General features: G+C 71.4%; 23 protein-coding genes. 9 read left to right on the top strand and 14 right to left on the bottom strand.

Annotated elements, in window-relative coordinates:
• A complete protein-coding gene (locus H7X46_RS11820; protein WP_186359451.1) occupies window positions 1-1,530 on the top strand; it encodes a Re/Si-specific NAD(P)(+) transhydrogenase subunit alpha in 1,530 nt (509 codons plus the stop codon).
• A gap of 4 nt (window positions 1,531-1,534) precedes the next feature.
• The gene (pntB, locus tag H7X46_RS11815) at window positions 1,535-2,935 is read left to right on the top strand and encodes a Re/Si-specific NAD(P)(+) transhydrogenase subunit beta (protein WP_186359450.1); all 1,401 of its coding nucleotides are present in this window, start codon (window positions 1,535-1,537) and stop codon (window positions 2,933-2,935) included.
• On the opposite strand, the gene H7X46_RS11810 is transcribed toward pntB, so the two are convergent.
• Window positions 2,922-3,068 (bottom strand): hypothetical protein, encoded by a 147-nt coding sequence (locus H7X46_RS11810; RefSeq protein ID WP_222131277.1) that lies wholly within the window; start codon window positions 3,066-3,068, stop codon window positions 2,922-2,924. The genes pntB and H7X46_RS11810 overlap by 14 nt on opposite strands.
• 437 nt (window positions 3,069-3,505) lie before the next feature.
• Between H7X46_RS11810 and H7X46_RS11805 the strand changes: the two genes are divergently transcribed.
• Window positions 3,506-4,297, top strand: coding sequence for an enoyl-CoA hydratase-related protein (locus H7X46_RS11805; protein ID WP_186359449.1), 792 nt, complete (start codon window positions 3,506-3,508; stop codon window positions 4,295-4,297).
• 64 nt (window positions 4,298-4,361) lie between these two features.
• Here H7X46_RS11805 and H7X46_RS11800 read toward each other — a convergent pair whose 3' ends face one another.
• From H7X46_RS11800 to H7X46_RS11780, 5 genes are all read right to left on the bottom strand, one after another.
• Window positions 4,362-5,174 carry a FadR/GntR family transcriptional regulator gene (locus tag H7X46_RS11800; protein ID WP_186359448.1) on the bottom strand — a complete coding sequence of 271 codons (813 nt, stop codon included), beginning with the start codon at window positions 5,172-5,174 and terminating at the stop codon, window positions 4,362-4,364.
• Window positions 5,175-5,278: 104 nt separating this feature from the next.
• Window positions 5,279-6,028: an SDR family oxidoreductase gene (locus H7X46_RS11795; protein WP_186359447.1), complete on the bottom strand. Its 750-nt coding sequence runs from the start codon at window positions 6,026-6,028 to the stop codon at window positions 5,279-5,281.
• A complete protein-coding gene (locus H7X46_RS11790; protein WP_255426124.1) occupies window positions 6,025-7,995 on the bottom strand; it encodes an NAD(P)/FAD-dependent oxidoreductase in 1,971 nt (656 codons plus the stop codon). Before H7X46_RS11790 ends, H7X46_RS11795 begins: the two co-directional genes overlap by 4 nt.
• 5 nt (window positions 7,996-8,000) lie before the next feature.
• Window positions 8,001-9,599: a class I adenylate-forming enzyme family protein gene (locus tag H7X46_RS11785; RefSeq protein WP_255426514.1), complete on the bottom strand. Its 1,599-nt coding sequence runs from the start codon at window positions 9,597-9,599 to the stop codon at window positions 8,001-8,003.
• 56 nt (window positions 9,600-9,655) lie between these two features.
• The gene (locus H7X46_RS11780) at window positions 9,656-10,429 is read right to left on the bottom strand and encodes an SDR family NAD(P)-dependent oxidoreductase (RefSeq protein ID WP_186359445.1); all 774 of its coding nucleotides are present in this window, start codon (window positions 10,427-10,429) and stop codon (window positions 9,656-9,658) included.
• Window positions 10,430-10,558: 129 nt separating this feature from the next.
• Between H7X46_RS11780 and H7X46_RS11775 the strand changes: the two genes are divergently transcribed.
• The 4 genes from H7X46_RS11775 (at window position 10,559) to H7X46_RS11760 (ending at window position 13,867) form a co-directional block, all read left to right on the top strand.
• A complete protein-coding gene (locus tag H7X46_RS11775) occupies window positions 10,559-11,104 on the top strand; it encodes a nuclear transport factor 2 family protein (RefSeq protein WP_186359444.1) in 546 nt (181 codons plus the stop codon).
• A gap of 60 nt (window positions 11,105-11,164) precedes the next feature.
• Complete coding sequence (locus tag H7X46_RS11770; protein ID WP_186359443.1) at window positions 11,165-12,517, top strand: MFS transporter; 1,353 nt, start codon at window positions 11,165-11,167, stop codon at window positions 12,515-12,517.
• A gap of 43 nt (window positions 12,518-12,560) precedes the next feature.
• Window positions 12,561-13,343 carry an SDR family oxidoreductase gene (locus H7X46_RS11765; RefSeq protein WP_186359442.1) on the top strand — a complete coding sequence of 261 codons (783 nt, stop codon included), beginning with the start codon at window positions 12,561-12,563 and terminating at the stop codon, window positions 13,341-13,343.
• Window positions 13,344-13,408: 65 nt separating this feature from the next.
• Window positions 13,409-13,867: a MaoC/PaaZ C-terminal domain-containing protein gene (locus tag H7X46_RS11760; protein ID WP_186359441.1), complete on the top strand. Its 459-nt coding sequence runs from the start codon at window positions 13,409-13,411 to the stop codon at window positions 13,865-13,867.
• Window positions 13,868-13,899: 32 nt separating this feature from the next.
• Here H7X46_RS11760 and H7X46_RS11755 read toward each other — a convergent pair whose 3' ends face one another.
• The 6 genes from H7X46_RS11755 to H7X46_RS11730 form a co-directional block, all read right to left on the bottom strand.
• Window positions 13,900-14,559 carry a nitroreductase gene (locus tag H7X46_RS11755; RefSeq protein WP_186359440.1) on the bottom strand — a complete coding sequence of 220 codons (660 nt, stop codon included), beginning with the start codon at window positions 14,557-14,559 and terminating at the stop codon, window positions 13,900-13,902.
• A 69-nt stretch (window positions 14,560-14,628) separates the two neighbouring features.
• Window positions 14,629-15,165 carry a cupin domain-containing protein gene (locus H7X46_RS11750; protein WP_186359439.1) on the bottom strand — a complete coding sequence of 179 codons (537 nt, stop codon included), beginning with the start codon at window positions 15,163-15,165 and terminating at the stop codon, window positions 14,629-14,631.
• A gap of 37 nt (window positions 15,166-15,202) precedes the next feature.
• Window positions 15,203-16,666: an aldehyde dehydrogenase gene (locus tag H7X46_RS11745; protein ID WP_370588714.1), complete on the bottom strand. Its 1,464-nt coding sequence runs from the start codon at window positions 16,664-16,666 to the stop codon at window positions 15,203-15,205.
• 161 nt (window positions 16,667-16,827) lie between these two features.
• Complete coding sequence (locus tag H7X46_RS11740; protein ID WP_186359437.1) at window positions 16,828-18,780, bottom strand: hydantoinase B/oxoprolinase family protein; 1,953 nt, start codon at window positions 18,778-18,780, stop codon at window positions 16,828-16,830.
• Window positions 18,777-20,828 carry a hydantoinase/oxoprolinase family protein gene (locus H7X46_RS11735; RefSeq protein ID WP_186359436.1) on the bottom strand — a complete coding sequence of 684 codons (2,052 nt, stop codon included), beginning with the start codon at window positions 20,826-20,828 and terminating at the stop codon, window positions 18,777-18,779. Before H7X46_RS11735 ends, H7X46_RS11740 begins: the two co-directional genes overlap by 4 nt.
• Window positions 20,829-20,842: 14 nt before the next feature.
• Window positions 20,843-21,088, bottom strand: a complete 246-nt coding sequence (locus H7X46_RS11730) for a hypothetical protein (protein ID WP_186359435.1) — start codon at window positions 21,086-21,088, stop codon at window positions 20,843-20,845.
• A 195-nt stretch (window positions 21,089-21,283) separates the two neighbouring features.
• On the opposite strand from H7X46_RS11730, the gene H7X46_RS11725 reads away from it, so the two are divergent.
• Window positions 21,284-22,267 (top strand): AraC family transcriptional regulator, encoded by a 984-nt coding sequence (locus H7X46_RS11725; RefSeq protein ID WP_222131276.1) that lies wholly within the window; start codon window positions 21,284-21,286, stop codon window positions 22,265-22,267.
• Between the two features lie 197 nt (window positions 22,268-22,464).
• Window positions 22,465-23,550: a CaiB/BaiF CoA-transferase family protein gene (locus H7X46_RS11720; protein ID WP_186359433.1), complete on the top strand. Its 1,086-nt coding sequence runs from the start codon at window positions 22,465-22,467 to the stop codon at window positions 23,548-23,550.
• A 19-nt stretch (window positions 23,551-23,569) separates the two neighbouring features.
• On the opposite strand, the gene H7X46_RS11715 is transcribed toward H7X46_RS11720, so the two are convergent.
• Window positions 23,570-24,328: an SDR family NAD(P)-dependent oxidoreductase gene (locus H7X46_RS11715; protein ID WP_186359432.1), complete on the bottom strand. Its 759-nt coding sequence runs from the start codon at window positions 24,326-24,328 to the stop codon at window positions 23,570-23,572.
• A 60-nt stretch (window positions 24,329-24,388) separates the two neighbouring features.
• Complete coding sequence (locus H7X46_RS11710; protein ID WP_186359431.1) at window positions 24,389-24,736, bottom strand: hypothetical protein; 348 nt, start codon at window positions 24,734-24,736, stop codon at window positions 24,389-24,391.
• Window positions 24,737-24,764: the final 28 nt, after the last annotated feature.

Below are 24,764 nucleotides of genomic sequence, written 5' to 3'. Positions count from 1 at the left end.
ATGATCATCGGTGTGGTGCGGGAGTCGAGCCCGGGTGAGACCCGGGTGGCCGCGACCCCGGCGACGGTGACCCAGCTGCGGAAGCTGGGGCACGAGGTGCTGGTCGAGGCGGGGGCGGGAGAGCGGTCGGACTTCCCGGACCGCGCGTTCGTTGAGGCGGGCGCGAGCGTGGGTGACGCGTGGCGGGCCGATGTCGTGTTCGGGATCAACGCACCGGCCGAGGTCGAGCTGGCGCGGATGAAGCCCGGGGCGATGCTGGTCGCGCTGTTGGCGCCCGCCCTGAACCCGGAGATCGTCGAGGTGCTGGCACGGCGGCCGATCACGGCGTTGTCGATGGACGCGGTGCCCCGGATCTCGCGGGCGCAGTCGTTGGACGTGCTCAGCTCGATGGCCAACATCGCCGGGTACCGGGCGGTGATCGAGGCGGCGCACGAGTTCGGCCGGTTCTTCACCGGTCAGGTGACCGCGGCCGGGAAAGTGCCTCCGGCGAAGGTGCTGGTGGTCGGTGCCGGTGTCGCGGGGCTGGCGGCGATCGGTGCGGCGGGCTCGTTGGGGGCAGTGGTGCGGGCGACCGATCCGCGGCCGGACGTCGCCGACCAGGTGAGGTCGCTGGGCGGGGAGTACCTGTCGATCACCTCACCGGAGGTCGAGGTCTCAACAACCGGTTACGCCAAGGAGATGGGCGACGATTACAAGATCCGCGAGGCGCAGCTCTACGCCCAGCAGAGCGCGGACGTCGACATCATCGTCACCACCGCCCTGATTCCGGGACGGCCGGCACCGCAGTTGATCACGGCCGAGATGGTGGCGGCGATGCGGCCCGGTTCGGTGATCGTGGACATGGCCGCGGCCAACGGCGGCAACGTCGAGGGCACCGTGCCCGGTGAGAAGACCGTGACCGGCAACGGTGTCACGATCATCGGTTACACCGCCCTGGCCGGCCGGCTGCCCACCCAGGCCAGCCAGCTGTACGGCACGAACCTCGTCAACCTCATGAAGCTGCTTACGCCGGGCAAGGACGGACAGGTCGTGCTCGACCTCGACGACCCCGTCCAGCGGTCGATGACCGTCGTGCGCGACGGCGAATCGACCTGGCCGCCACCGCCGGTGTCGGTGTCGGCCGCCCCGGCGGTCGCGCCCGCGGCAGCCGCCACGGAGCCGGCGAAGGAAGCCACACCGCCGCTGTCGCCCGGGCGGCGGTTCGGCATCGTCGCCGCCGCGGCCGCGGTGCTGTTCGCTCTCATCGCGGTCTCGCCGCAGGTGCTGAGCAAACACCTCGTGGTGTTCGCGCTGGCCATCGTGATCGGCTACTACGTGATCGGGAACGTGCACCACGCACTGCACACCCCGCTGATGTCGGTGACCAACGCGATCTCCGGGATCATCGTCGTCGGCGCCCTGCTGCAGATCGGTCAGCACGGCCCCGCGATCACAGTCGTGGCCGCCGTCGCGGTGCTGCTGGCGACGATCAACGTCTTCGGCGGTTTCGCCGTCACTCGCCGCATGCTCGACATGTTCCGACGGAGCTGATCCCGTGACTGCCCAGTCCGCGGCCACCGCCGCCTACCTCGTCTCCGCGCTGCTGTTCATCCTTGCGCTCGCGGGACTCTCCCGGCACGAGACCGCCAGGGCGGGCAACACCTTCGGCATCGCCGGCATGGCGATCGCCTTGATCGCCACTCTCGTTCTCGCCGTCGGACACGGCCTCGACGCGCTGGGCGTCGGTGTGCTGATCGCCGCCGTCCTGGTCGGCGCGGTGATCGGCCTGGTCCGTGCCGCCCGCGTGCCGATGACCGGCATGCCCGAGCTGATCGCGCTGTTCCACAGCTTCGTCGGCCTCGCCGCGGTGCTGGTCGCCTGGAACGGCTACCTCGAGGTCGAGGCCCGGGGCGGCGGGCTCGACCCCGAACTGGTGGGCGTCCACCGGGCCGAGGTCGTGATCGGGGTGTTCATCGGTTCCGTCACCTTCACCGGGTCCGTCATCGCCTGGGGCAAGCTCGCCGGCACGCTCTCCTCACGCCCGCTCGTGCTGCCCGGGAAGAACGTGCTCAATCTCGGCGCCGTCGCCGCATTCGTCGCCCTCACCGTCTGGTTCGTGGTCCGGCCGACGCCGGTCGCGCTGGTCGCCGTCACCGTGATCGCACTCGCGTTCGGTGTGCACCTCGTCGCCTCCATCGGTGGCGGCGACATGCCGGTGGTGGTGTCGATGCTCAACAGCTACTCGGGCTGGGCGGCGGCGGCCTCCGGGTTCCTGCTGGCCAACGATCTGCTGATCATCACCGGTGCCCTGGTCGGTTCCTCAGGTGCCTACCTGTCCTACATCATGTGCAAGGGGATGAACCGCTCGTTCGTGGCCGTCATCGCCGGCGGGTTCGGTATCGAGGCGCCCACCGGTGAGGCCAGGGACTACGGCGACCACCGGGAGGTCACCGCCGAGGGCGCGGCTGCCCTGCTGGCCGGCGCAACCAGAGTGATCATCACTCCTGGCTACGGCATGGCCGTCGCCCAGGCCCAGTACCCCGTCGCCGAACTCACCCGACATCTCCGCGACAAGGGCGTCGACGTCCGCTTCGGCATCCACCCCGTCGCGGGCCGGCTGCCCGGCCACATGAACGTCCTGCTCGCCGAGGCCAAGGTGCCCTACGACATCGTCCTGGAGCTGGACGAGATCAACGACGACTTCGCCGGCACCGACGTCGTCCTCGTCATCGGCGCCAACGACACCGTCAACCCGGCCGCGACCGACGAACCCGGTTCGCCCATCGCCGGCATGCCCGTTCTGAAGGTCTGGGAAGCCGCCGACGTCATCGTCTTCAAACGCTCCATGGCCACCGGCTACGCCGGCGTCACCAACCCCCTCTTCTACAAGGAGAACAGCCACATGTTGTTCGGCGACGCGCGCGACCGCGTCGAAGACATCGTCAAATCCCTCTGAATTCAGGGTCGGCCGTGACCGTCGCTTGTGCGAGGACGGCGCCGGTGCTCGCGGCGACGACGGCAGCGGTGTGGGTGTGCTCGTGGGTGTCGACGCCGATGACGACGTCGACGAGCTCTGCGAGGACGGGCAACGCGTTCTCCTTCGACCGGGACGGACGCCAGTTCCGGTCCGGTTCGGGAGACTCGGCATGACTGTGATGGGACACGCCAGCTGCTACTGGCGGTCAAGCTCATGATCAGGCCAGCTGCTCCCGGCCGGGCGAGCAGCCGCCACGAGGTCAACGTCGTCGGGTGGAACCCCTTCGCCGTGGCCGCCCGCCCACAGGCAGCTTCCATCAGCATCGTTTCGACCTGGCGCATCGGCACCTCCACCACCTCGTCGGGCCGCCCGCCCGAGTTGTGACGTGGGCACAGTGGCGGGGCCGAATGTGCCCGGCAGGCCCGATGACGACGCGTCGCGATCGTGGTTCGCTGTGTCGCGTCACGATGCGTCCCCGGCAGTCGGGTGCTGACCGCCTCGCCCGGAGGGGCTCGTGAGCGTTCCCGTCACCGGTGCCGAGGAGTTGTCATGCCCGAACCTTCCCAGCCCGTCGTCCACGATGGTGCGGAGCTGTGCGGCCTGGTCCTGCGCTGCGTGCTCACCACCGCGGACAACGGGTCGAGCTTGCAGGCCAGCACACTGCGCCGGTTGACCGAGGAACTGCGCGGGATCGACGGGTCGGTCGGCGCGGTGCTACTGGTCGGGACCGGCTCGAACTTCTGCACCGGCGGCGACGTGCAGGGCTTTGCACAGGCCGAAGACGTGGGACGGCACGTCCACCAGCTGGCCGACCTGTTCCACGACTTCCAGCGGGCCGTGCGGAACGCGCCGGTCCCGGTGGTGGCGGCGGTGCAGGGTTGGGCCGCCGGCGCCGGCATGAGCGCGGTGCTGGCGGTCGACGTCGCGGTGGCCGGAACGTCCACCCGCCTCCGCCCGGCCTACCCGGCGCTGGGCTTCTCCCCCGACGGCGGGATGAGCTGGCTGCTGCCTCGCCTGATCGGTGCCGGGCGGGCCCGGCACGTCCTGCTCACCGACACCGTGATCGACGCGGCACAGGCCCTCGAGTGGGGGCTGGTGTCGATGGTCGTCCCGGACCCGGACGTGCTCGCCGAGGCCGAGCGGATCGCCGGGCAGCTGGCCGAGGGGCCGACCCGTGCACTCGGGCGGATCAAGCAGCTGATCGGTGACGCCGAGTGCCGTGACCTGGACTCGCATCTCGACGCCGAGGCGGCGGCGATCGCCGCCAGCGCGACCGACGACGAGGGACGGGCGGGTGTGGCCGCGTTCGCCGCCCGCCGTCCGCCACGGTTCCGCGACTGAACGGCCGCGGACCCGCCGGCGTCTCGCACGACACCACCGTGCGCTGGCGGCCCGGGGTCGCCGGCTAGCCCACCTTGGGGCGAGCCTCCGCGGGCTCGGCCGCCGGACCGCCGGAACGCTGCTCGGCGAGCACCTCGTCCACATCGGGCCAGAGGATGGGACTGTCCAGCACGGTCCTCTGCTGGGTTTCGATCTCCCCGACCAACCACTCGATCATGGCCCGGGTGGTCGTCGACGCGGCGGCCTCGTCCTGCCCGCGGATCGCCTCGACGGCCTCGGCGATCCTCCGGGTCAGCTCGGCGCGGCTGCCCCGGGGGAAACGCCACCGCACGGTCGTGGTCATCGTGGCCAGCGCCGGGACGATGGTGGCGAGCACGTCGTTGTGCGCGGCCTCCGCCACCCGGAGGTGGTAGCGGCCGCTGTGCACCGCGTACTCCGGGCCCCGGACCCGTTGCGCGCGGCGCAGAGCGTCCACGGAGTCGTCGAGCAGGACGAGGTCGTGCTCGGTGCGGTGCGCGGCGGCGAGCGCGGCGACCGCGGGTTCCACCGCGATCCGCGCCTCGAACACCGACCGCAGGGTCGCGCCGCGGAACTGCACCACCATGCCCATGGCGCTGGCCACCACGTCCGGCCCGGGCGTGGCCAGGCGCGGTCCGCCGTTCGGGCCGGCCTTCACCGTGACCGCACCGAGGAAGGTCAGCAGGCGCAGCGCCTCGCGCAACGTCCCGCGGGAGACCTCGTACCGCTTGATCAGGGTCGCCTCGTCGGCGAGACCGTCACCGGGTTCGAGCCCGCGCTCGTGGAAGTCGCGCAGGATCCGCCGGGCGGTGTGGGTGGGAAGCAGCCCGCGGCGGACCACCTGCTGGGTCTCCGCCATGCCGGGCCCTCCGATCATCACCGAGCGTGCGTGCGCGCACGGCAGATTGTACGCACCGGATCATCGCGGAACACGCAGGCGCGGGCGCCCCGGGGGCTGCCGGCTCAGGCCGCGACCCGGATCGCCTGTCCCGTGACATGCCTGCTCTCGGGCGAGGCGAGGAACAGGATGACGTCGGCGACCTCGTCCGGGTCACCGTCGCGCCCCAGGGGTTGCCTCGCCCGGTAGGCCTGCACGTAGTCCGGGTCGACGGCCTTCGTGAGACTGTCGTTCCAGATCAGCCCGGGCACGACCGCGTTCGCCCGGATCCCGTCGCGACTGCCTTCCGCGGCGAGCGCCCGGGTCAGCCCCAGCACACCGGCCTTCGCGGCGGCGTAGGCGACCTCGCCGAACGGGGCCGGTGACTCGGAGGCCAGCGAGGAGACGTTGACGACGGACGGAGCCGCCGATCGCCGCAGCAACGGCCACGCTGCACGGGCGTGCAGGAAGTGCGCGGTGAGCGAGGTCCCGATCACCCGGTTCCAGGTGTCCAGGTCGGTGTCCGGGAACGGGGCGAGCCGGTTGAGCCCGACGCTGTTGACGAGCACGTCGAGACGGCCGAACGCGGCGTCGACGTCGGCGAACAGCCCGGTGACGCCGGCCTCGTCCGCAGCGTCCACCGCCCGGGCGAGCACCCGTTCCTCGGGGACGGTCGCCGTGAGTTCCGCGCGGAGCCGCTCGAGCCGCCGCGGGCTGATGTCGGTCACGATCACCGACGCCCCCTCACCGAGCAGGCGCCGGGCGACCGCTCCCCCGATCCCCGCGCCCGCCGCCGCGTTCACCATCGCCACCGTCTTGGAGAAGCGGTCGTTCACCGGTGCACCCCCGACCCGTCGTTCGCCGCCGGCCGGAGGTCGAAGTCCGCCGGATCCGCCCGCCTGGTCATCGACCACCAGTCGACGACCCGCCAGGGGTTGCTCACCACCACGCGGCCCTTCGCGTTGCGGTAGTAGGTCGTGACGCCCGGATGGGTCCAGATCATCCGCTCGTGCGCCGCGGCGACGCTCTCGTTGTACTTCTCCTGGACCTCGGACCGGACCTCCGCAACGGCCGCACCGGTGCGGAACATCCCGTCCAGCACGCTGTGCACGTAGCGCATCTGGCACTCCAGGTAGAAGATCAGGCTGCCCCCGTGGCCGGCCTGGGTGTTCGGCCCGTACAGGCAGAACATGTTCGGGAACCCGGACACGACGGTCCCGAGGTAGGCCTGCGCATCGTCGTCGTCCCAGGCCTCGCGTAGCGTGCGGCCGTCCCGGCCGACCACCTCGAACGAGGCGAGGAACCGGACGACGTCGAACCCGGTGGCGAAGATCAGCACGTCGAACTCGACCTCCCGGCCCGAGACCAGGCGCGCGCCGCCGGGCAGGATCTGCTCGATCGGTTCGGTCACCAGCTCGACGTCGTCGCGTCGCAGGGTCCGGTACCAGCCATTGTCGAGCAGGATCCGCTTGCCGAAGGGCGGGTAGTCCGGGACGACCTTCTCGATCAGGTCCGGCCGGCCCTCGAGTTCCCGCTCGATGTAGCGGGTGAAGTACCGCCGGTGCGCATCATTGATCGCGTTGATCGAGCGCTCCGGGTCCGGCCAGTCGGGATCGCGCTGGAGGGACTCGTAGAGCGTGTCGTTGAGGACCCAAGCCAGTCGCTGCCGGTACCAGAACCGGTAGAGCGGCACCTCGCGGAGCAGGAAGCGGACGGCCTCGGGGATCTCCTGCCGGAACTTCTCGAACGGCGCGACCCAGTGTGCGGAACGCTGGAAGACCGTCAGCGAGGCTGCGGTGCCGGCGATCGCCGGGACGACCTGCATCGCGCTCGCGCCGTTGCCGATGACGCCGACCCGCTTCCCGGCGAGGTCGAGATCCTCCGGCCACTCGGCGGTGTGGCAGGACCGGCCGGCGAACGCGGACCGGCCGGGCAGGTCGGGGAGCTTCGGGGTGCCGAACGCACCGACCCCGCTGACCAGGACGTTCGCCCGCATCGTCGCACGGGTGCCGTCCGGTCCCTCGGTCTCCACGGCCCACTGCTGCTGATCGTCGTCCCAGGTCGCGGACCGGACCCGGGTGGAGAACCGGATCAGGTCTCGCACGGCCCACTCGTCGGTGACCCGCTCGAGGTAGGCCTGGAGCTGGTCGCGGTCGGCGTAGTAGTGCGGCCAGTCGGCCTCGATGCCGGAGTACGAGTAGAGGTGGCTGGGCACGTCGACGCCGCAGCCCGGGTAGCGGTTGCGCCACCACGTGCCGCCGACGCGCTCGTCCGCCTCGAGGACCGTGCACGCCACCCCCGCCTCACGCAGCCGGTGCGCGGCCAGGATGCCGGAGATCCCCGCGCCGACGACGACGGCCGAGAAGCCGGGCGGGGGCGTCGACATGTCCGGGAGCCGGTCCTGTCCACCGATGATGACGCGGAGGTCGTCGGCGATCATCGGGCCGTACTCGGCGGGGATCTCCTCCCCCATGGCGACCGACAGCATCCTGGTCAGCAGGGCCTCGTCCGGATGCGGGATCCGCATCGGGTCGCCGTGGTGCCAGGCGATCATCGCCTCGGCTGCCGCCGCCCGGATCTCGTCCTGGACCGCCCCGGGGAGCCCGCCGGTGTCGTTCTCGTCGAGGCCCCGGCCGCGGACCGGCCGGTACGGTTCGTCCAGCCAGCGCGTCTCGCCGGTGAGCTGGACGAGCACCATCAGCAGCGTGGGCACGTTCGCGTCCGCGGCGGCGGCCCGGACGGTGCGGGCGAAGTCGGCCCGGACGGTCATGGTGTCGCCTTCCGATGTCGTGGTCGTGGTCATCGGGTTCACCCGTTCACCAGTCGGTCGTGGCCGGACCAGTAACGCTCCTTCACCGCGCGGCGCATGATCTTCCCGGTCCCGGTCCTGGGGAGCTCGTCGACGAACTCGACACTGCGGGGTCGCTTGTAGGCGGCGATCGACGCGGTGCAGGCCTGCTCGATGTCCTCCGTCGCCACCTCGGCGCCGGGCCGGCGGACGACGACGGCGCGGACGGTCTCGCCCCAGCGCTCGTCGGGGACGCCGACGACCGCGACCTCCGCGACGCCGGGCAGGGCGTAGATCGCGTTCTCGACCTCGGTGGGATACACGTTGAACCCGCCGGTGACGATCATGTCCTTCTTCCGGTCCACGACGTGCAGGAAGCCGTCGATCATCCGCCCGATGTCCCCGGTGGCGAGCCAGCCGCCGTCGAGGACCGTCGCGGCGGTCTCGTCCGGCAGGTTCCAGTAGCCCGCCATCCGGGCGTCCCCGCGCAGCTGGATCTCGCCGGGTTCCCCGTCGGGCACGACCGCGCCGTCGGCGTCGACCAGGCGCAGCTGGGCGAACGGGCTGACCCGGCCGGCCGACCCGAGCCGGTCGGGCAGCCCGGCTGCGCGCTCGTCGTCGCGCACGAGGTGGTCCTGCCGGGTCAGCCAGGAGGCCCACGGCATCTCGGTCAGCCCGTACCCCTGCACGAACACCGGCCCGAACGCGCGCAGGGCGCGGGCCAGCCGTTCCGGGGCGATCGGCGATCCCCCGTAGAGCACGGTGTGCACGCTCGAGACGTCCCGGCCTCCCGCCTCCAGCACCGGGAGCAGCATGTTGATCATGGTGGGGACCAGTGGCAGCACGGTGACCCGGTGTCGCTCGACCACCGCCACGAGCTCCTCGGCGTCGAACCGGTCCAGGGCGATCTGCGACGCGCCCCGCAGGAAGCCGGCCAGCATGGCGTACCCGCTCAGGTGGGTCAGCGGCGCCGTGTGGGCGACGACGTCGGTGCTCGCGAGGCCCGGGAGCTCCACCAGCACGTTCCGCATGATCGACAGCAGGCTGTGGTGGGTGTGTACGACCCCTTTCGGTCGTCCGCTCGTCCCCGAGGTGTAGGGCATCCAGGCGACGTCCTCGGGCCGGACGTCGGCCGGCTCCGCCTCGGACGCCTCGAGCAGCGACCCGAACCCGACCGACCCCGAGCCCGCGACGGGCATGTCGAACTCGACCACGACGGGGTCGAGATCGGCCGCGGACAGCGCGGTGCAGAGCTCCGCGGCCCGCTCGCCGTCGACCAGGACCACCCGCGCGCCGGCGTCCCGGACGATGTCGACGACCTCGCGCGGGTGCAGGCGGTAGCTGAGCGCGACCCGGACGAAGCCGCCGATCGCCAGGGCGTGGTCGACGACGAAGCACTCCGGGCGGTTCTTCGTCAGCACGACCACGCGGTCACCGGGTGCGGCGCCGAGCGCGCGCAGGCCCCCGACGCAGCGGCGGGCGGACGCCCCGAGCTCCCGGTAGGAGGTCGTTCGGCCGTCGGGGTGCCGGACCGCGGGCAGGTCGCCGAACTCGGCGTGCGCGCGGAGCAGCACCGACGCGACCGTCGGCCCCGCGCCGGGTGACGTGGACGTAATCATCACCGGTCTCCTCCTTGGTCGGTCGGTGGCCCGGTCGGGCCGGTTCGGGACGGTCCTCACGGTGAGAGCCGGGCGGCCGGGTACCCCGCGGTCCACCCGCCCTCCACAGGAACGACCGCGCCGTTGAGGTAGTCGGACTCGGGCCCGGCCAGGAACGCGACGGGACCGGCGATGTCGGACGGGACCGCCCACCGGCCGACCGGCGTGGACTCCCGGATCATGCGGGCCATCGGCCCGTCGCCGTCGAAGTACGAGCTGGTCATCGGGGTCTCGACGACGCCGGGGGCGACGGCGTTGCACCAGATGCCCCGCCGGCCGTACTCCACCGCGACGCAGCGGGTCAGCATTCCCAGCCCGGCCTTCGCCGAGGCGTAGGCGGCGCGGTCGGCGAAGGCCGCCAGCCCGGCCATGGAGGAGATGTTGACGATCTTGCCCCGCCCCCGTTCGAGCATCCCCGGCAGCACGGCCCGGATGAGCAGGAACGGCGCGGTCAGGTCGATGTCGAGCGTCCGTCGCCAGTCGGCCGGATCGATCTCGAGCAGCGGGGCGATCGTCCGCACCCCCGCGTTGTTCACGAGCACGTCGATCCCGCCCAGCTCCGCGGCGACCCGCCCCGGCAGGTCCGCGATCTGCTGCTCCTCGGCCAGGTCGGCCGCGAACACACCCAGGTCTTCCGCCCCGGTCCCGAGCTCGTCACGGCACGCGACCAGTGCCCGCTCGTCGACGTCGGTGAGCGCGATCCGGAACCCGTCCTCGCGCAACCTGCGGCAGACGCTGCGGCCGATCCCGCCGGCTGCGCCCGTCACGAGCGCGACACCCCTGTCGGTCATGCACCCCGTCCTCGGTTCGTGATGACCCAACTCTGATACCAGTTTTGGCTGCACGCAAGACCTGGACAAACTCTGATACCAGTTGTAGCTTCCTCGGGGCTGGGATGCATGACCTCGACGAGGAGCGCCATGACCACCGAGCCCGGGCCCGACGTGCTGGCCGCCACGCAGGCCGTCGCCGACAACCTGCTCGTCTACTGCCGCGGGATCGACCGTTGCGACGTCGAGCTCGTCAAGCAGGCGTTCTGGCCGGACGCCTACGACAACCACGGCGCCGACGCCGCACCCGCCCACGAGTTCGCCGATCGGATCGTGGCCGCGAAACTGGCGGGGACGGCCTGGACCACGCACGCCGTGACGAACCACCTCGTCGAGGTCGACGGGGACGTGGCGTTCTCCGAAGCGACGGTCCTGACTTTCCAGCGGGCGAACGGGAGCGACCGCACCGACGTCTTCTGCGGGCGCTACGTCGACCGGGTGGAGCGACGGGGCGGCGACTGGCGCATCGCCTACCGACAGATGGTGCACGACTGGAGCGGGTCCACCGTCCTCGAACCCTGGGCCCTCCCCGGGGTGGCGAGCGGGGCGTTCGTGCAGGGCGCTCGCGGGTCCGCGGACTTCGTGACCGGCCGCGGTCGCGAGGACCTCATGGCCGACCGGCTCCCCCGTTCCTGACCCGACCGGCCTCCCGTCGCGCGCCGCGACCCACCACCACACACCGAACAGGAGCACGCCATGGGCAGCCCCCACCCTGGCACTGCCGCCTCCGAGCGTGACGTCTTCCGCGTCTCCTCGGTCGCGGCCGTCGCCGCGAGCATCGAGTACTACGACTTCTTCATCTACGGCACGGCCGCGGCGCTGGTGTTCCCGACGCTGTTCTTCCCGGAGCAGAGCGCGGTGACCGCGCTGCTGCTGTCGTTCGCGACCTTCGGCGTCGGGTTCCTCGCCCGGCCGCTCGGCGGCGTCGTCTTCGGGCACTTCGGCGACAGTGTGGGGCGCAAGAAGACCCTCGTCGTCGCGCTGGTGCTCATGGGAGTGGTGTCCACGGCGATCGGGTTGCTCCCGACCTATGCCACGCTGGGGATCGCGGCGCCGATCCTGCTCGTCGTCCTCCGGTTCGTGCAGGGGATCTCGCTCGGCGGGCAGATGGGCGGCGTCGTCCTGCTGGCCACCGAAGCGGCGCCGGCCCGCCGGCGCGGTTTCTTCGGCAGCTTCTCCTCGATCGGTGCGCCAGGTGGGATCCTGCTCGCCAACCTCGTCTTCCTCCTGGTGACCGCCGTCGTCTCCGACGAGGTCTTCATGGGGTGGGCCTGGCGGATCCCGTTCCTGCTCAGCCTCGCGCCGATCGCGCTGGCGCTCTACGTGCACGTCAAGCTCGAGGACACCCCGGCCTTCCAGCGGCTCCAGCAGGACCGCAACGCGACCGCCGAGGCCCCGGTGAAACCCGCCCGCTCCCCGATCGTCACCGTCCTGCGCACCCACCCGCGCGAGGTCGCCCTCGCGGTCGGCTCCTACATCGGACTCAACGTCACGTACTACATGTTCGTCACGTTCGTGATCTCGTACGGGACCACGGTCGCCGACGTCTCCCGGACCACCCTGCTCGCGGCCGTCCTGATCGGCTCGCTCGCACAGTGCGTCGGGCTCCCGCTCGCGGGAGCCCTGTCCGACCGCTACGGCCGACGGAGCATCCAGATGGTCGGCGCGGCCGGCACCGCGGCCTTCGGGTTCGTGCTGTTCCCGGCCGTGCAGTCCGGTTCGTTCTGGATCATCAGCCTCGCGCTGGTGGTCGGGCTCGGCTTCGTCCACAGCCTGATGTACGGGGTGCAGCCCGCATTCTTCTCCGAGGCGTTCAGCACCGAGGTCCGGTACTCCGGCGTCTCGCTCGGCATCCAGATCGCATCCGTCATCGGCGGCGGGTTCGCCCCGATGATCGCAACAGCACTCGATGCCTCGTACGGGTGGACCAGCGTCGCCGTCTACATGACCGTCGCGTGCGCCATCTCGTTCGTCGCCGTCCACCTGCTCGGCCGTCGCCAGGAGGCCACCGCCCGGGCGACCGAGCCGGCCGGTGGCGGAACCGTCTGACCGTTACCCGGCGCCGGCACGCACAGTCCGACTCGGAGGGACCATGGACCTGGAACTGGCGGGCCGCACCGTCCTCGTCACCGGTGCATCCCGGGGCATCGGGGAATGCGTGGCGCGCGCGTTCGCCGCGGAGGGATCCCGGCTCAAGCTGGTCGCCCGGTCCGAGGACGCCCTCGACCGGGTGGCCCGGGACCTCCGCACCGAGATCGGTGCCCAGGTCGAGTTTCGTGCCCTCGACCTGGCCTCGCCGGATGCGGTCGAGCACGTCGTCGAGTTCGCGGGCGAGATCGACGTGCTCGTCAACAACGCGGGAGACATCCCCGGCGGGGATCTCTGGCAGGTCGACGAGTCGGCCTGGCGACGAGGCTGGGACCTCAAAGTCTTCGGCTACATCAACCTGACCAGAGCGTTCCTCGCACAGATGCGGGACCGCCGGTCCGGCGTCATCCTCAACAACATCGGATCCAGCGGCGAGAACCTCGACTTCGACTACGTCGCGGGCTCGACCGGCAACGCCGCCCTCATGGCGTTCACCCGGGCCGTCGGCGGACGGAGCCTGGACATGGGGGTCCGGGTGCTGGGGGTCAATCCCGGTCCGGTCGCCACCGAACGCATCTTCCGGGTGCTACGCACGCGCACCACGGACCGGGGCGAACCCCAGGACGAGATCGCGGGGATGATCGCGAACTACCCCGGCGCGCGGATGGCGACCGCCGAGGAGGTGGCCGACATGTTCGTGTTCCTGGCCAGCCCGCGATCCGGATACACCTCGGGCACGATCGTCACGCTGGACGGTGGAGGGACCTCACGGCGGTCGATCGGCTGAACACCGTGCTGGATGATCGGCTCCGGCCCACCCGGCGAGCACGGAGCCACGAGGGGACGGGCACCATGCCGATGTGGTTCGAGGACTTCGCCTCGGTGTCGCCGGAGGCCGTGACGACGTCACCAGCGCGCACGGTCACCGAGGCCGACGTGGTCGCCTTCGCGGCATGGAGCGGTGACTTCAACCCGGTGCACACCGACGCCGTCGCCGCCGCCGAGGGGCCGTTCGGCGAACGGGTGGCGCACGGGCTTCTCGGGCTGTCGTTCTGCCTGGGCCTGATGTCCCGCACGGGCGAGATCGAGGGTTCGGCCCTCGCGTTGCTCGGCGTCGACCGGTGGACCTTCCGGGCGCCGATCCGGTTCGGGGACACGGTCCACGTGCGCGCCACGGTGATCGACACCCGGCTGCGCACCAACGGGGCGTCCGGTGTGGTGCGGCGGGAGTTCCGGCTCGTCAACCAGGACGACGTCGTCACCCAGGAAGGCGAGCTCCGGTTCCTGATCCGGGTCCGCCCCCGTACCTGATCACGGGCTCCGGGACGCCGCCGGGCTGACCCTCAGTCCAGGAACGTGACGGCGCCGTCGGCGTCGGCCCGGGTCGTCCGGAAGCCGTTCACCGGATGGTCGGTGTCGGCGTAGCCGAACGACACCCCGCAGACCACGAGCCGGTCCTCGGGAAGCCGCAGGTAAGAGAGCACGTGGTCGGAGTGCAGCGCGATCGCCGCCTGCGGGATCGAGGCGATCCCCATCGAGGTCGCCGCGTGCACCAGGTTCGCGACGTAGCCGCCGCAGTCGATCGCCCCGTAGGTGCCTTGCTCCCGGTCGGTGGTGATCACGGCAACGTGCGGGGCGTCGAAGAAGTCGAAGTTGCGCAGCCGCTGGACCTCGCGTCGATCCTTGTCCTCCCGGCCGATGCCGAGGCTCGCGTAGAGGGCGAATCCCGCCTCCCGGCGACGGTCCCGGTACACCCCGGAGTAGCCGGCCGGCATCGGAAGGTCCGGATTCGGGTCGTGGGTGCGGGCGTGCTCGGTGAGGCTGCGGCCGAACCGGCGGGTCGCCTCGCCCCGGGTCACGACGACCTGCCAGGGCTGCGTGTTGCACCACGACGCGGTCCGCTGCGCGATCTCGAACATCGCGCGCAGGTCGTCGTCGGGGACCTGGTCGGGCAGGAAGGCCCGGCAGCTCCAGCGCGCGTCGAGCAGCTTCTTGACGTCCATATGTCCTCCGGGGCGGGGCGGTTCGTACGACCCGCCCAGATCGCGGTCAGATCGAGGCGACGCCGCACATCAGCGGGTCGCGGCCATCATCGTCGCGACCACGAGCACCGGCTCGTCGGTCCGGTTGCTCCAGATGTGCTTCACGCCGCGGGTGACGAAGGTGTCGCCGGGCCGGAGCAGGGTCTCCCCGGTCTCCATGACCGCGTACAGCTCGCCCGTGACCACGGTGACGACGTCGACGGTGTCGGTCTCGTGCCACAGCCCGCCGTGCGCGCTGTCGTCGACGCCCTCGTGCGCGTCACCACCGTGGAAGGCGTCGAGGGACTCCGCGTAGGCGGCGGCGTCGAACTCCTTGTCCGGCGGGAAGCTCGCCAGCCGGACCACCAGGCCGTGCGCCGGCGGGTCGAGGACGGGTTCCTCGGTGAGTGTGGAGGGGGCGTCGACCCGGGCCGGGAGGCCGTCGACCTGCCAGGTGTCCATCACCGTGAACCCGGGTGCGGCGATCCGGGTGGTGGTGTTCCCGTCCGAGACGATCGTCGACCTCCCGTTCTCGTCAATGCCCGAGACGACGACGCGGGCCTGGGCCTCGAGGTGCTTTCCGGTCACGCGATACTCCCTTGTAGAGGTGACGGGGTAAGGAGGCTCAGCCGGCCGGGGAGAAAGCCTGCGGCAGGCCGACCGACTTGATCTCGACGTAGGCGTCGAAACCCTCGGGTCCGGCCTCCCGGCCGATCCCGCTGGCCTTGAAGCCCCCGATGGGGGCGTGGAACCCGACCGGGCTGCCGTTGATCTCCACCGTGCCGGTCCGGATGCGGCGGGCGACGGCCAGGCCCCGTTCCGGGTCGCCGGTGAAGACGGCCCCGTTCAGCCCGTACTCCGAGTCGTTCGCGATGGCGACGGCGTCCTCGACGTCGTCGTAGGCCAGCACGCTCACGACCGGCCCGAAGATCTCCTCCTGGGCAATCGTCATGGACCGCTCGACACCGGCGAACACCGTCGGCTCCACGAACCAGCCGTCGCCGGGGCCGTCCGGGCGTCCACCGCCGAGCACCACCCGGGCGCCCTGGTCGCGGCCGGCCGCGATGTAGCCCTCGACGCGATCCCGCTGGCGGGCGCTGACCAGCGGCCCGATCTCGGTCTCCGGATCGGCCGGGTCCCCGACCGGCATCGAGGCGACGACCGCGCCGAATGCCTCGAGGAACTCGGACTCCCGGCTGCGGGGCACCACGATCCGGGTCTTGAGGCTGCAGACCTGGCCGCTGTTGCGGAACGAGCCGACCCGCAGTGACTCGGCGGCGGACGCGACGTCGGCGTCGTCGAGCAGCACCGCCGCGGACTTGCCCCCGAGCTCCAGGGTCACCCGCTTCAGGTCGTGGCCGCACAGCGCGGCGATCCGGCGCCCGGCGGCGGTCGACCCGGTGAAGGCGACCTTGTCCACGCCCGGGTGGGTCACGAGGTACTCGCTGACCTCACGGTCGGCCGGGACGACGTTGACCACGCCGTCCGGCAGGCCCGCCTCGGCGAGCAGCTCCGCCAGCAGGTACGCGTCGAGCGGGGTCTCCGGCGCCGGCTTGAGCACCACCGTGCAGCCGGCCAGCAGTGCCGGGGCCAGCTTGATGGTCGAGATCAGCAGCGGCGCGTTCCACGGCACGATCGCGGCCACCACGCCGACCGGCTCGCGGTAGACCACCGACCGGCCGGTGGCGGCCTCGCGCGGGCTCACCCACGGGTAGTCCGGTGCCAGCTCCAGGAAGGTGTCGAGGACGACCTTCGGGCCCGCCGCCTGCATCGACCGCGACAGCGTGATCGGGCAGCCCATCTCGTCGGTGACCACCGAGGCGATCTCGTCGCGCCGCTCGCCCAGCAGATCCGAGAGCCGGCGCAGCACCGTCATCCGGTCGTCCAGCGACGTCCCGGACCAGTCCCCGCCGTCGAAGGCGCGCCGGGCCGCCGCGACGGCCGCGTCCATGTCGCCGGTCGAGGCCGCCGGTACCGTGGCGATCGGCTGCGCCGTGTACGGCGAGGTGACGGTGAGCGTCTCCCCCGACTGCGGGGCGACCCACCGGCCGCCGATGAACAACGCCGAGCCGTTCGGTTGCCAGGTCACCGTTGTGGTCCTCCCCGTCACAGCACTCTGCTGTTTCTTCATATCATATATCAGATCAAGCCGTCGGCCAGCCGTCGGTCCGTCGGTGCGATCCGGGCCGACGGCGCTGCCCGGTCACCGGTTCGGCCGCGCGTCGAACCGGTGACCGGCCGGGGAGCGGGTCAGGACGGTGTTCCGCCGCGAGGCCGTGCCCGGAGTCGCGCGGTGGCCTCCTCGTCGAACCGCAGCCCCTCCGGGTCACGGTGCGGGTCGCCGAGCACGACGACCCCGTAGTCGCGGGCCGCGCCCTCGACGCTCACGTACTCGTCGCGCACGTCGGCGAGCACCTTCTGCACGTCCCGCTCGAACGGGTCCCCCCAGCCGCCGCCACCGTTGGTGAGGCAGCGCAGGACCGAGCCGGCAGTGGTGCGCCAGCACTTCTCGCTGGCGAAGTAGTGGTAGACACCGTTCTCCGCGTCCAGCGCCTTCGTCCGCGGGTCCAGCACACCGGCGACCGGGGTGCTCGCCGTGTAGACGTCGTCGGCGGTGCCCACCAGCGCGTCCGGCAGCTCCCCGTCGCGCGGCGGGAAGATCCACATCGCGCCGTTGGGTCCGGCCGCGCCGCCGTTCGCCCCGACCCCGCTCGGGTCCTTCGTGCGGAACGGGGACAGGTACTGCTCGGCATCGGTCAGCCAGAGCGTGTCCTTGAGGTTGGCCGCACCGCCGCGGTGCGCGCCCGCTCCCCCGGTGTCGGTCGCATGCTCCTTGCGCAGCACGACCACGGGTGAGTCGTGCTCGATCGTCTCCGTTGCCGGGTCGAGGTTGTTCAGGTTGAACAGCACCGTGTAGCTGTCGCCGTCGCCCTCCTTCGTCGCACCCCACGGCCCGTGCTCGCCACCGCACTGGGTCGCGCTCGTCCACGGGGTGCCGTCCGCGCGGACGCCACTGGCGTTGTGCGTGTTGGTCGAGCCGTAGTCACCGCCCACCGCGTTCTCCCCGAGCACCGGATTGAGCGCCCGGAAGATCGCCGCGATCAGCGCTCCGGAGGTCTCCCAGAACATCATCGGGGCACCCTCGGGCGGCATCGCGGTGACCACCGTGCCCGGCGGGGCGACGAGGTCGACGTGCCGCCAGGTCCCGGACGTGAAGGGGATCTCCGGGTCCAGCAACATCGTCAGTGCCACGCCGAGTGCGGTCTTGGCGTCGGTCACCCCGGAGTTGATGCAGGTGCGGGCCTGCGCCGAGGTTCCCGACAGATCCGCCTCGATCTCGTGGCCGCGCTTGCGCAGCGTGACCCGCACGGTGTAGTCGAGCGTGTCGTCGAGTCCGTCCGCGTCGATCGTGGCGTGACCCCGGTAGTCGCCGTCCGGCACCCGCGCGATCGCCTCGCGCATCAGCTCGGCCGAGGTGTCACAGGAGTAGTCGAGCGCACCGAGGTAGGCCTGCAGACCGTACCGCTCGATGTTCTCCCGGACCAGCCGCTCGCCGAGCTGGAGCTGGTGCAGGGTGCTCATGAAGTCGGGCAGCAGCAGGCCGCCGAACCGGGAGTTGTCGAACACGAGGCTGAACGTGGAGCGCACCGGCTCGTCGCCCGACCACAGCAGCATCGGCGGGATGACGAGACCGTTCTCGTAGACGGATCGCTTGGTCGCGGAGAAGCCCCCGGGCACCGTCCCACCCATGTCGAGCTGGTGGGCGCACATGTTCACGAACGACACGATCCGGCCGTCGACGAACACGGGACGCACGAACAGGACGTCGTTGACGTGCCGCCCGCCGCGGTAGGGGTCGTTGCAGATCAGCACGTCACCCGGGGACAGGTTGTCCGCGCCGAACTCCTCGACCGCGATCCGGCAGGCATCGGCCATCGTCCCGAGGAACACGGTGAGGCTGTTGCTCACCACGGCCATCCGGTGGTCCTGCTCCGGCGGGCCGCTGATCGTGCACGCGAAGTCGTACCAGTCCCGGATGATCGGGGAGAACGCCTCGCGCAGGAACGCCGTGCTCATGTGCTCGACGGCGTACTTGAGCCGGTTGACGACGACGGACGCGGTGAACCGGTCGCAGTCGTAGGCCGAGCGGAAATCGTCGTCGGACAGGTCGCGGATCCGGGTCGCGCTGGTGTCGGTGCTCATGCTGCCTTCCTCCGGATGACCAGCTCGCCGTACCGGCCGACGGTGAGCCGTTGCGCGGCTGCGATGTGGGTGGTCGACAGTCCCTCGTCGACGATCGCCGGGCCGGCGATCACGTCGCCCGCCCGCAGCGCGGTGCGGTCGTAGGCCGGCACCTCCTGCCCGGCGTCCTCGTCGTCGCCGCCGAGCTCGCCGAAGTAGCGCAGGGTGACCGTCCGAGCCGGAGCGAGTGGCTCGTCGGGCCCGCGTTCGGGCAGCTCGGGGAAGGTGACCTTCTCGGTGTCGAGCACGGCGCGCACGCGGAACGTCACGCCCTCCACCGGCAGGTACTCGAAGCGGTTGCCCGAGCGCTCCTGGTACGTGTCGTGGAACGCGGCGGTCATGGCCGCGATCGCGTCGGCGTCGATGGTGCCGTCGGGCACCGGAACGAACGGTGTCTCCCAGCTCTGCCCGGCCAGGTGACCGTCGAAGCTGCGCTCCAGCGTCACCTGCGCGTTCGGGTCGAGCCGCTCGCGCAGCTGCTCCTCCATCTCGGTGAACACCGCGTCGATGCGGTCGGCCACCTCGGGGCCGAGGGTCGTGTAGACGCTGCGGTTGGCGGTGAACACCTGGTCGGCCGACAGCAGACCGAGGGCCGAGAACAGCCCCGGGTTCGGGGGCACGACGACCTGCTTGCAGTGCACCGCGTCCATCGCCGCGGGCAGCAGCATCGGCCCGGCCGACCCGTAGGCCATCAGCGTGAAGTCACGCGGGTCGACGCCGTTCTTGATCGCCACGTTGAAGATGCCCTCGGCGATGGTGTGCACCGCCATCTCGTAGGCGTACCGCACCCGCTGGGCGAACGTGAACTCCGAGTCCAGGCTCTCGAACGCGGCACGCGCGAGGCCGGCGTCGAGGTTCACCGATCCGCCCGCGAACCGCTGCGGGTCGAGGATCCCGATCAGGACGCAGGTGTCGGTGGTCGTCGGCCGGCTGCCGCCCCGGCCGTAGCAGGCCGGGCCCGGGTTCGAGCCGGCGCTGCCGGGTCCGACCTGGATCTCGCCGGTCTGGCCGATCGACACCAGGCTGCCGCCGCCGGCGCCGATCGCGGTGACCTCGTTGGCCAACGCGTTGACGACGAGGTCGTGCTCCAGTTCGAAGGTCGTGTCGACGAAGGGCGTGCCGCCGGTGACGACGCTGATGTCACAGGACGTGCCGCCGACATCGGCACACAGCAGGTGGGACTCGCCGATCAGCGATCCGAAGTGGGCGCTCGCGACCGTGCCCGCGGCCGGGCCGGAGAACACGATCCGGAAAGGTTGCTCCATGGCGCGCTCGGCGGGCACCAGGGTGGCGGCGCAGTCGGCGAAGTTGAGCCGGCCGGTGAAGCCGAGCTCGCCGAGCCCCTTTTCCAGGGTCGCCGTGTAGTCGGAGTAGATCAGCTTCATCAGCGCGTCGACGACCGTGGTCGACGCGCGGGTGTACTCCTTCGCCAGCGGGGAGACGTCGGACGAGATGGAGCACGGCACGTCGCCCAGCACGTCGTGCACGAGCTCGCGCAGCCGGCGTTCGTGCGCGGGGTTCAGGTAGGCGTTGATCAGGCAGATGGCCACGCCGGTGACGCCACAGGTGCGCAGCACCTCCAGCTCCTCGCGGGCCTGCTCCTCGTCCAGACCGAACAGGATCCGGCCGTCGGCGGTGATCCGCTCGCGGATCCCGCGACGCAGGTAGCGGGGCACCAGCGGCCGCGCGGCATCACCGAAGCTGCGTCGCCAGCGCGGATCGAGGATCGCGCTCGCGGGCCGCCACACCCGCCCCATGTCGAGGATGTCCCGGTGGCCCTCGGTCGCCAGGAACCCGATCTTCGGCAGGTTGCGGGTGATCACCGCGTTGAGCCCGTGCGTGCTGGCGTGGTTGAACACCCGGGCGTCCTCGACCCCGAGGGTCCGGGCGCCGTCGAGCACGGCCTGGGTCACGTCGGTGTAGTCGGTGGACACCTTGGTCGTCCGGATGGCTCCGTCCCGGAGCGCGACCACGTCGGTGAAGGTGCCGCCCACGTCGACTGCGATCATCGTCGATCCCTTCGTCACAGCAGGTCGGAGAGGAGCTGGATCGGCCCGAGGCGTGGTCCGGGTTCGCGCCTGACCGAGTGCAGGCAGGCCTGGCACTTGACGACGTCGAACCAGCCGCCCTCGGAGTTCACCGGGTAGCGGCGCAGGTCCGCCGCCCCGCACCGGGGGCAGCTGCCGTCGACGGGTTCGCGTTCGAGGAACAGCGGCCGGTCGGCCGGGTCCGTGCCGTCCCGGGTGTCGCTGCGCGTGTCACTGCTCATGTCGGTACGACTCCACTGTCGGTCCCTGCGAGGAAGACGCCTGCACGCCACTGGAGCGGGACGGTAGGGCCGCAGCACACCGACGGACAGCCCGCGAACGCACGAGGCCGTACGCAAACCGCAGATCCCAGGGCTGGAGCGGCAAGAATATATGGCGCATAATGTCTTGAGCGATCGATGACGACAGGTGGGGACATGGGACGACACGGACAGGAGCCGGCATCCGGGCACTCCGTGGCCATCCGGACCACCGATCCGGACGCCGCCCGCGAAGAGATCAGCAGGACCTTCGCGCGGCACGAGATGCGGATGCGCGACGGTCGATCGCTGGACTTCCGCCTCGATCTCGCGCCGTCCGGCCGTGTGACCCTGGGCCGGCTCCGGTACGGCGCCGACGTGGTGATCGACGGACCCCCGATGCGGCTGTGCTACCACGTCAACCTGCCGGTGACCGGCTGGAGCACGGCCGGTCAGCGCGGGATCCGCTCGACGGTGGCAGCCTGCGAGACCGGAGTCCTCTTCCGGCCGGACGCGCCCCTGACCGTGCGGTGGAGCCCCGACGCCACCCAGTACGTGGTGAAGCTGCCGAAGGAACTGCTCGAGGCGCACGCGGCGCGGCTGGCCGGCCATCCGCTCGACGGCGGCCTCGACCCCGCCCTGACCTTCGACCTGGCCGGTGGCCCCGGCCGGGCGCTGCTCGCCACCGCCGGGTTCCTCTACGCCGAGCTCGAACGTCCCGGCGGGCTGGCCACGATGCCGGCGGCGCGGCAGGAGATGGAGTCCGCGCTGATGACCCAGCTCCTGATGACCGTGCCCAGCCGGATCTCCCCGGCGCTGCACGGCCGTCCGGCGCACACCACGCGCTCCCGGGTCCGGGAGGCCATGGACCACGTCGACATGCACCCCGACCTCCAGCTGAGCACCGCCGACCTCGCCGCCGTCGCCGGGATCGGCGTCCGGGCCCTGCAGGCGGGATTCCGGGAGGTGGCGGGCATGTCCCCCACCGCGTACGTGCGCACGGCCCGGCTCGACCGGGTCCACCTCGAGCTCGGTTCGGGCACCGGCCGGCCGGTCAGCGAGGTCGCGGCGCGCTGGGGCTTCTTCCACCCCGGACGGTTCGCCACCTGGTACCGCGACCGCTTCGGCGAGCTCCCGTCGGCGACCGCGCGCAGGAGCTGACCGCGCGGAAACGGAATATATTATACTGCCGAGGTGCGAACCCGGTGGTCGGGCGACCGTCCACCGGAGAGGCGCATCGCCCGACGCCCCGGAGCGTGGCCGCGCGACGACGCACGGGGCGGCGTGTGACAGCAGTCGATCGACGCGGTCGACGTTCTCGGATCTCGGGCGCAGGTGCCCGTCGGACGGAGTGTGAGATGGATCGGTCAGGCCCGCTGAGCGGCACCAGGGTGGTCGAGTTCGTCGGCCTGGGGCCGGGGCCCTTCGCGGCGATGCTGCTGGCCGACGCGGGTGCCGACGTCATCCGGGTGGATCGGCCCCGCCCACCGGTCGACGGCGGCGCGCTTACCCGCGGCCGCCCATTGCTGAACCTCGACCTGAAGTCCACCGACGACCTCGACCGCGCGAAGGAGCTGATCGAACGGGCCGACGTGCTCATCGAGGGCTTCCGCCCCGGGGTCATGGAGAAACTCGGGCTGGGGCCGGAGCCGTGCCTGGCGGCCAACGAGCGGCTGGTCTACGGACGGATGACCGGCTGGGGGCAGGACGGCCCGCGTGCGTGGGAAGCCGGGCACGACATCAACTACCTCTCGCTCACCGGTGCGCTCCGGTCCTTCGCCCGCCACGGCGAGCGCCCGGTCCCGCCGCTGAACGTCGTCGCCGACTACGGCGGGGGCGGCCTGCTGCTCGCCTTCGGCATCCTCACGGCGCTGCACGACCGGGAGCGGTCCGGCCGGGGCCAGGTCGTCGACGCCGCGATGGTCGACGGGGTCAGCCTCTTGATGACCGGCATCTGGAGCCGGCAGGCCCAGGGCCGGTGGCCGGGCGAACCCGGCCGCAACGAGCTCGACACCGGGGCGCCGTTCTACGACGTCTACACCACCGCGGACGGGCAGTACATGGCGGTCGGCAGCATCGAACCCCAGTTCTGGTCCCGGCTGCTCGAGGGTCTCGGCATCGATCCGGCCACGCTGCCCGACCAGTGGGACCGCGACCGGTGGCCGGAGGTGAAGCAGCGGATCGCCGACCGGTTCGCCGAGCGGACCCGGGCCGAGTGGACGGAGATCTTCGACCGTCTCGACGCCTGTGTCACGCCCGTGCTGTCCATGGCGGAGGCCGTCGAGGACCCGCACCTGCGCGAGCGCGGCACCCTGCTCGACGCGGTGGACGGCCCGCAGCCGGCCCCCGCTCCGCGGCTGAGCCGGACCCCCCACGCCACCCGGGACGCCTCGACGATCGAGGAGGCGCTGCAGCGCTGGGGGGTCGGCCCGGCCCCGGCGTGACCGGCCGCGGGCCGCACGGTCAGTAGAGGGTGTAGCCGCCGTCGACGGCCAGGGTCACCCCCGTGACGTAGGAGGCCGCGTCGGACAGCAGCCACATCGCGGCCTCGGCCTGCTCGACCGGCTCGCTGCCCCGCCGCAACGCGTGCGTCGCCGCGACGGTCTCCTCGTACGCCGGGTTCAGCTTGAGGTACTCCATGTACATCGGCGTCTTCGACGTGGACGGGCCGATCGCGTTGACCCGGATGCCGTGTTCGCCGTACTCGGCGGCCGCGGCCTTCGTGAGCCCGGCCAGCGCGTGCTTGGACGCGGTGTACTCGGCGGCCTTCGGGATGTAGATGAACGAGCCCACCGAGGCCGTGTTGACGATCGAGCCGCCGCCGGCCCGCAGCAGGGCCGGGATCTCGTGCTTCATGCACAGGAACGGCCCGGTCACGTTGATCGCGAAGACCCGGTCGAACTCGGCCCGGGTCAGGTCCGCGAGGTCCTTGCCGTGGTTCGGCACGCCGGCGTTGTTGAAGGCACCGTCGAGCCGGCCGTAGGCCTCCTCCGCGGCCGCGACCATGGCCGCGACCTGCTCCTCGTCGGTGACGTCCGCCGTCACGAACTGGGCCGTCAGGCCCTTCCCGGTGAGCTCGCGGGCGAGCTCCTCACCCGCGCCGGTGCTGACGTCCGCGATGGTGACCCGGGCGCCGTTCGCGGCGAACAGCCGCGCCGCGGCCTCACCGATCCCGCTGGCGCCGCCGGTGACGATGATCGAGCGGTCCGATATTCCGGACATGGGCTTCTCCCTGGAGATGCGGGGTTGCGGGGATGCGTGACGAGACGGGGTCGGCCGGGGTCAGACCGCGATGTCCATCTCGGGGCCGATGTACTCCTCGGCCCGCACGACCCGGCCGTTCTCGACGGTCGCGATCTGGACGAGGTGGACGGTGACTCCCGGCGGCTCCAGCCGGCCGGAGGTCTGCACGACGAAGCCGGTCTCGGTGAGGGTGTAGCGGCTTCCGGTGAACTCCGGCAGCCCTCCACGGTCGTGCACGGCCCGGATCGCGTCGTCGAGGGACATCCACGCGTTGTCGGCACTGTGCCAGACCCGGCAGCCGGGATCGCAGAACTCGTAGAAAAGGTCCACGTCCTCCAGCGCCCGGAGCCAGTGGCGGGCCAGATCCTCGGTGGTTTTCGCAGTCACGACGTCCTCCGTTGGACTCGTCGGGAAC

Origin of the sequence: Pseudonocardia sp. C8 (assembly GCF_014267175.1) — a bacterium.
Lineage (GTDB): Bacteria > Actinomycetota > Actinomycetes > Mycobacteriales > Pseudonocardiaceae > Pseudonocardia.
The sequence above is the reverse complement of the archived record's forward strand: the minus strand, read 5'-3'. Positions and strand labels throughout refer to the sequence as shown.

What these genes read in the sequence shown, in the direction of transcription:
- H7X46_RS11820 (WP_186359451.1), top strand. Translation starts at nt 1, where the DNA reads ATGATCATCGGTGTGGTGCGGGAGTCGAGCCCGGGTGAGACCCGGGTG.
- H7X46_RS11805 (WP_186359449.1), top strand. Translation starts at nt 3,506, where the DNA reads ATGCCCGAACCTTCCCAGCCCGTCGTCCACGATGGTGCGGAGCTGTGC.
- H7X46_RS11800 (WP_186359448.1), bottom strand. Translation starts at nt 5,174, where the DNA reads ATGGCGGAGACCCAGCAGGTGGTCCGCCGCGGGCTGCTTCCCACCCAC.
- H7X46_RS11790 (WP_255426124.1), bottom strand. Translation starts at nt 7,995, where the DNA reads ATGACCACGACCACGACATCGGAAGGCGACACCATGACCGTCCGGGCC.
- H7X46_RS11785 (WP_255426514.1), bottom strand. Translation starts at nt 9,599, where the DNA reads ATGATTACGTCCACGTCACCCGGCGCGGGGCCGACGGTCGCGTCGGTG.
- H7X46_RS11780 (WP_186359445.1), bottom strand. Translation starts at nt 10,429, where the DNA reads ATGACCGACAGGGGTGTCGCGCTCGTGACGGGCGCAGCCGGCGGGATC.
- H7X46_RS11775 (WP_186359444.1), top strand. Translation starts at nt 10,559, where the DNA reads ATGACCACCGAGCCCGGGCCCGACGTGCTGGCCGCCACGCAGGCCGTC.
- H7X46_RS11770 (WP_186359443.1), top strand. Translation starts at nt 11,165, where the DNA reads ATGGGCAGCCCCCACCCTGGCACTGCCGCCTCCGAGCGTGACGTCTTC.
- H7X46_RS11765 (WP_186359442.1), top strand. Translation starts at nt 12,561, where the DNA reads ATGGACCTGGAACTGGCGGGCCGCACCGTCCTCGTCACCGGTGCATCC.
- H7X46_RS11760 (WP_186359441.1), top strand. Translation starts at nt 13,409, where the DNA reads ATGCCGATGTGGTTCGAGGACTTCGCCTCGGTGTCGCCGGAGGCCGTG.
- H7X46_RS11755 (WP_186359440.1), bottom strand. Translation starts at nt 14,559, where the DNA reads ATGGACGTCAAGAAGCTGCTCGACGCGCGCTGGAGCTGCCGGGCCTTC.
- H7X46_RS11740 (WP_186359437.1), bottom strand. Translation starts at nt 18,780, where the DNA reads ATGAGCACCGACACCAGCGCGACCCGGATCCGCGACCTGTCCGACGAC.
- H7X46_RS11735 (WP_186359436.1), bottom strand. Translation starts at nt 20,828, where the DNA reads ATGATCGCAGTCGACGTGGGCGGCACCTTCACCGACGTGGTCGCGCTC.
- H7X46_RS11730 (WP_186359435.1), bottom strand. Translation starts at nt 21,088, where the DNA reads ATGAGCAGTGACACGCGCAGCGACACCCGGGACGGCACGGACCCGGCC.
- H7X46_RS11725 (WP_222131276.1), top strand. Translation starts at nt 21,284, where the DNA reads ATGGGACGACACGGACAGGAGCCGGCATCCGGGCACTCCGTGGCCATC.
- H7X46_RS11720 (WP_186359433.1), top strand. Translation starts at nt 22,465, where the DNA reads ATGGATCGGTCAGGCCCGCTGAGCGGCACCAGGGTGGTCGAGTTCGTC.
- H7X46_RS11715 (WP_186359432.1), bottom strand. Translation starts at nt 24,328, where the DNA reads ATGTCCGGAATATCGGACCGCTCGATCATCGTCACCGGCGGCGCCAGC.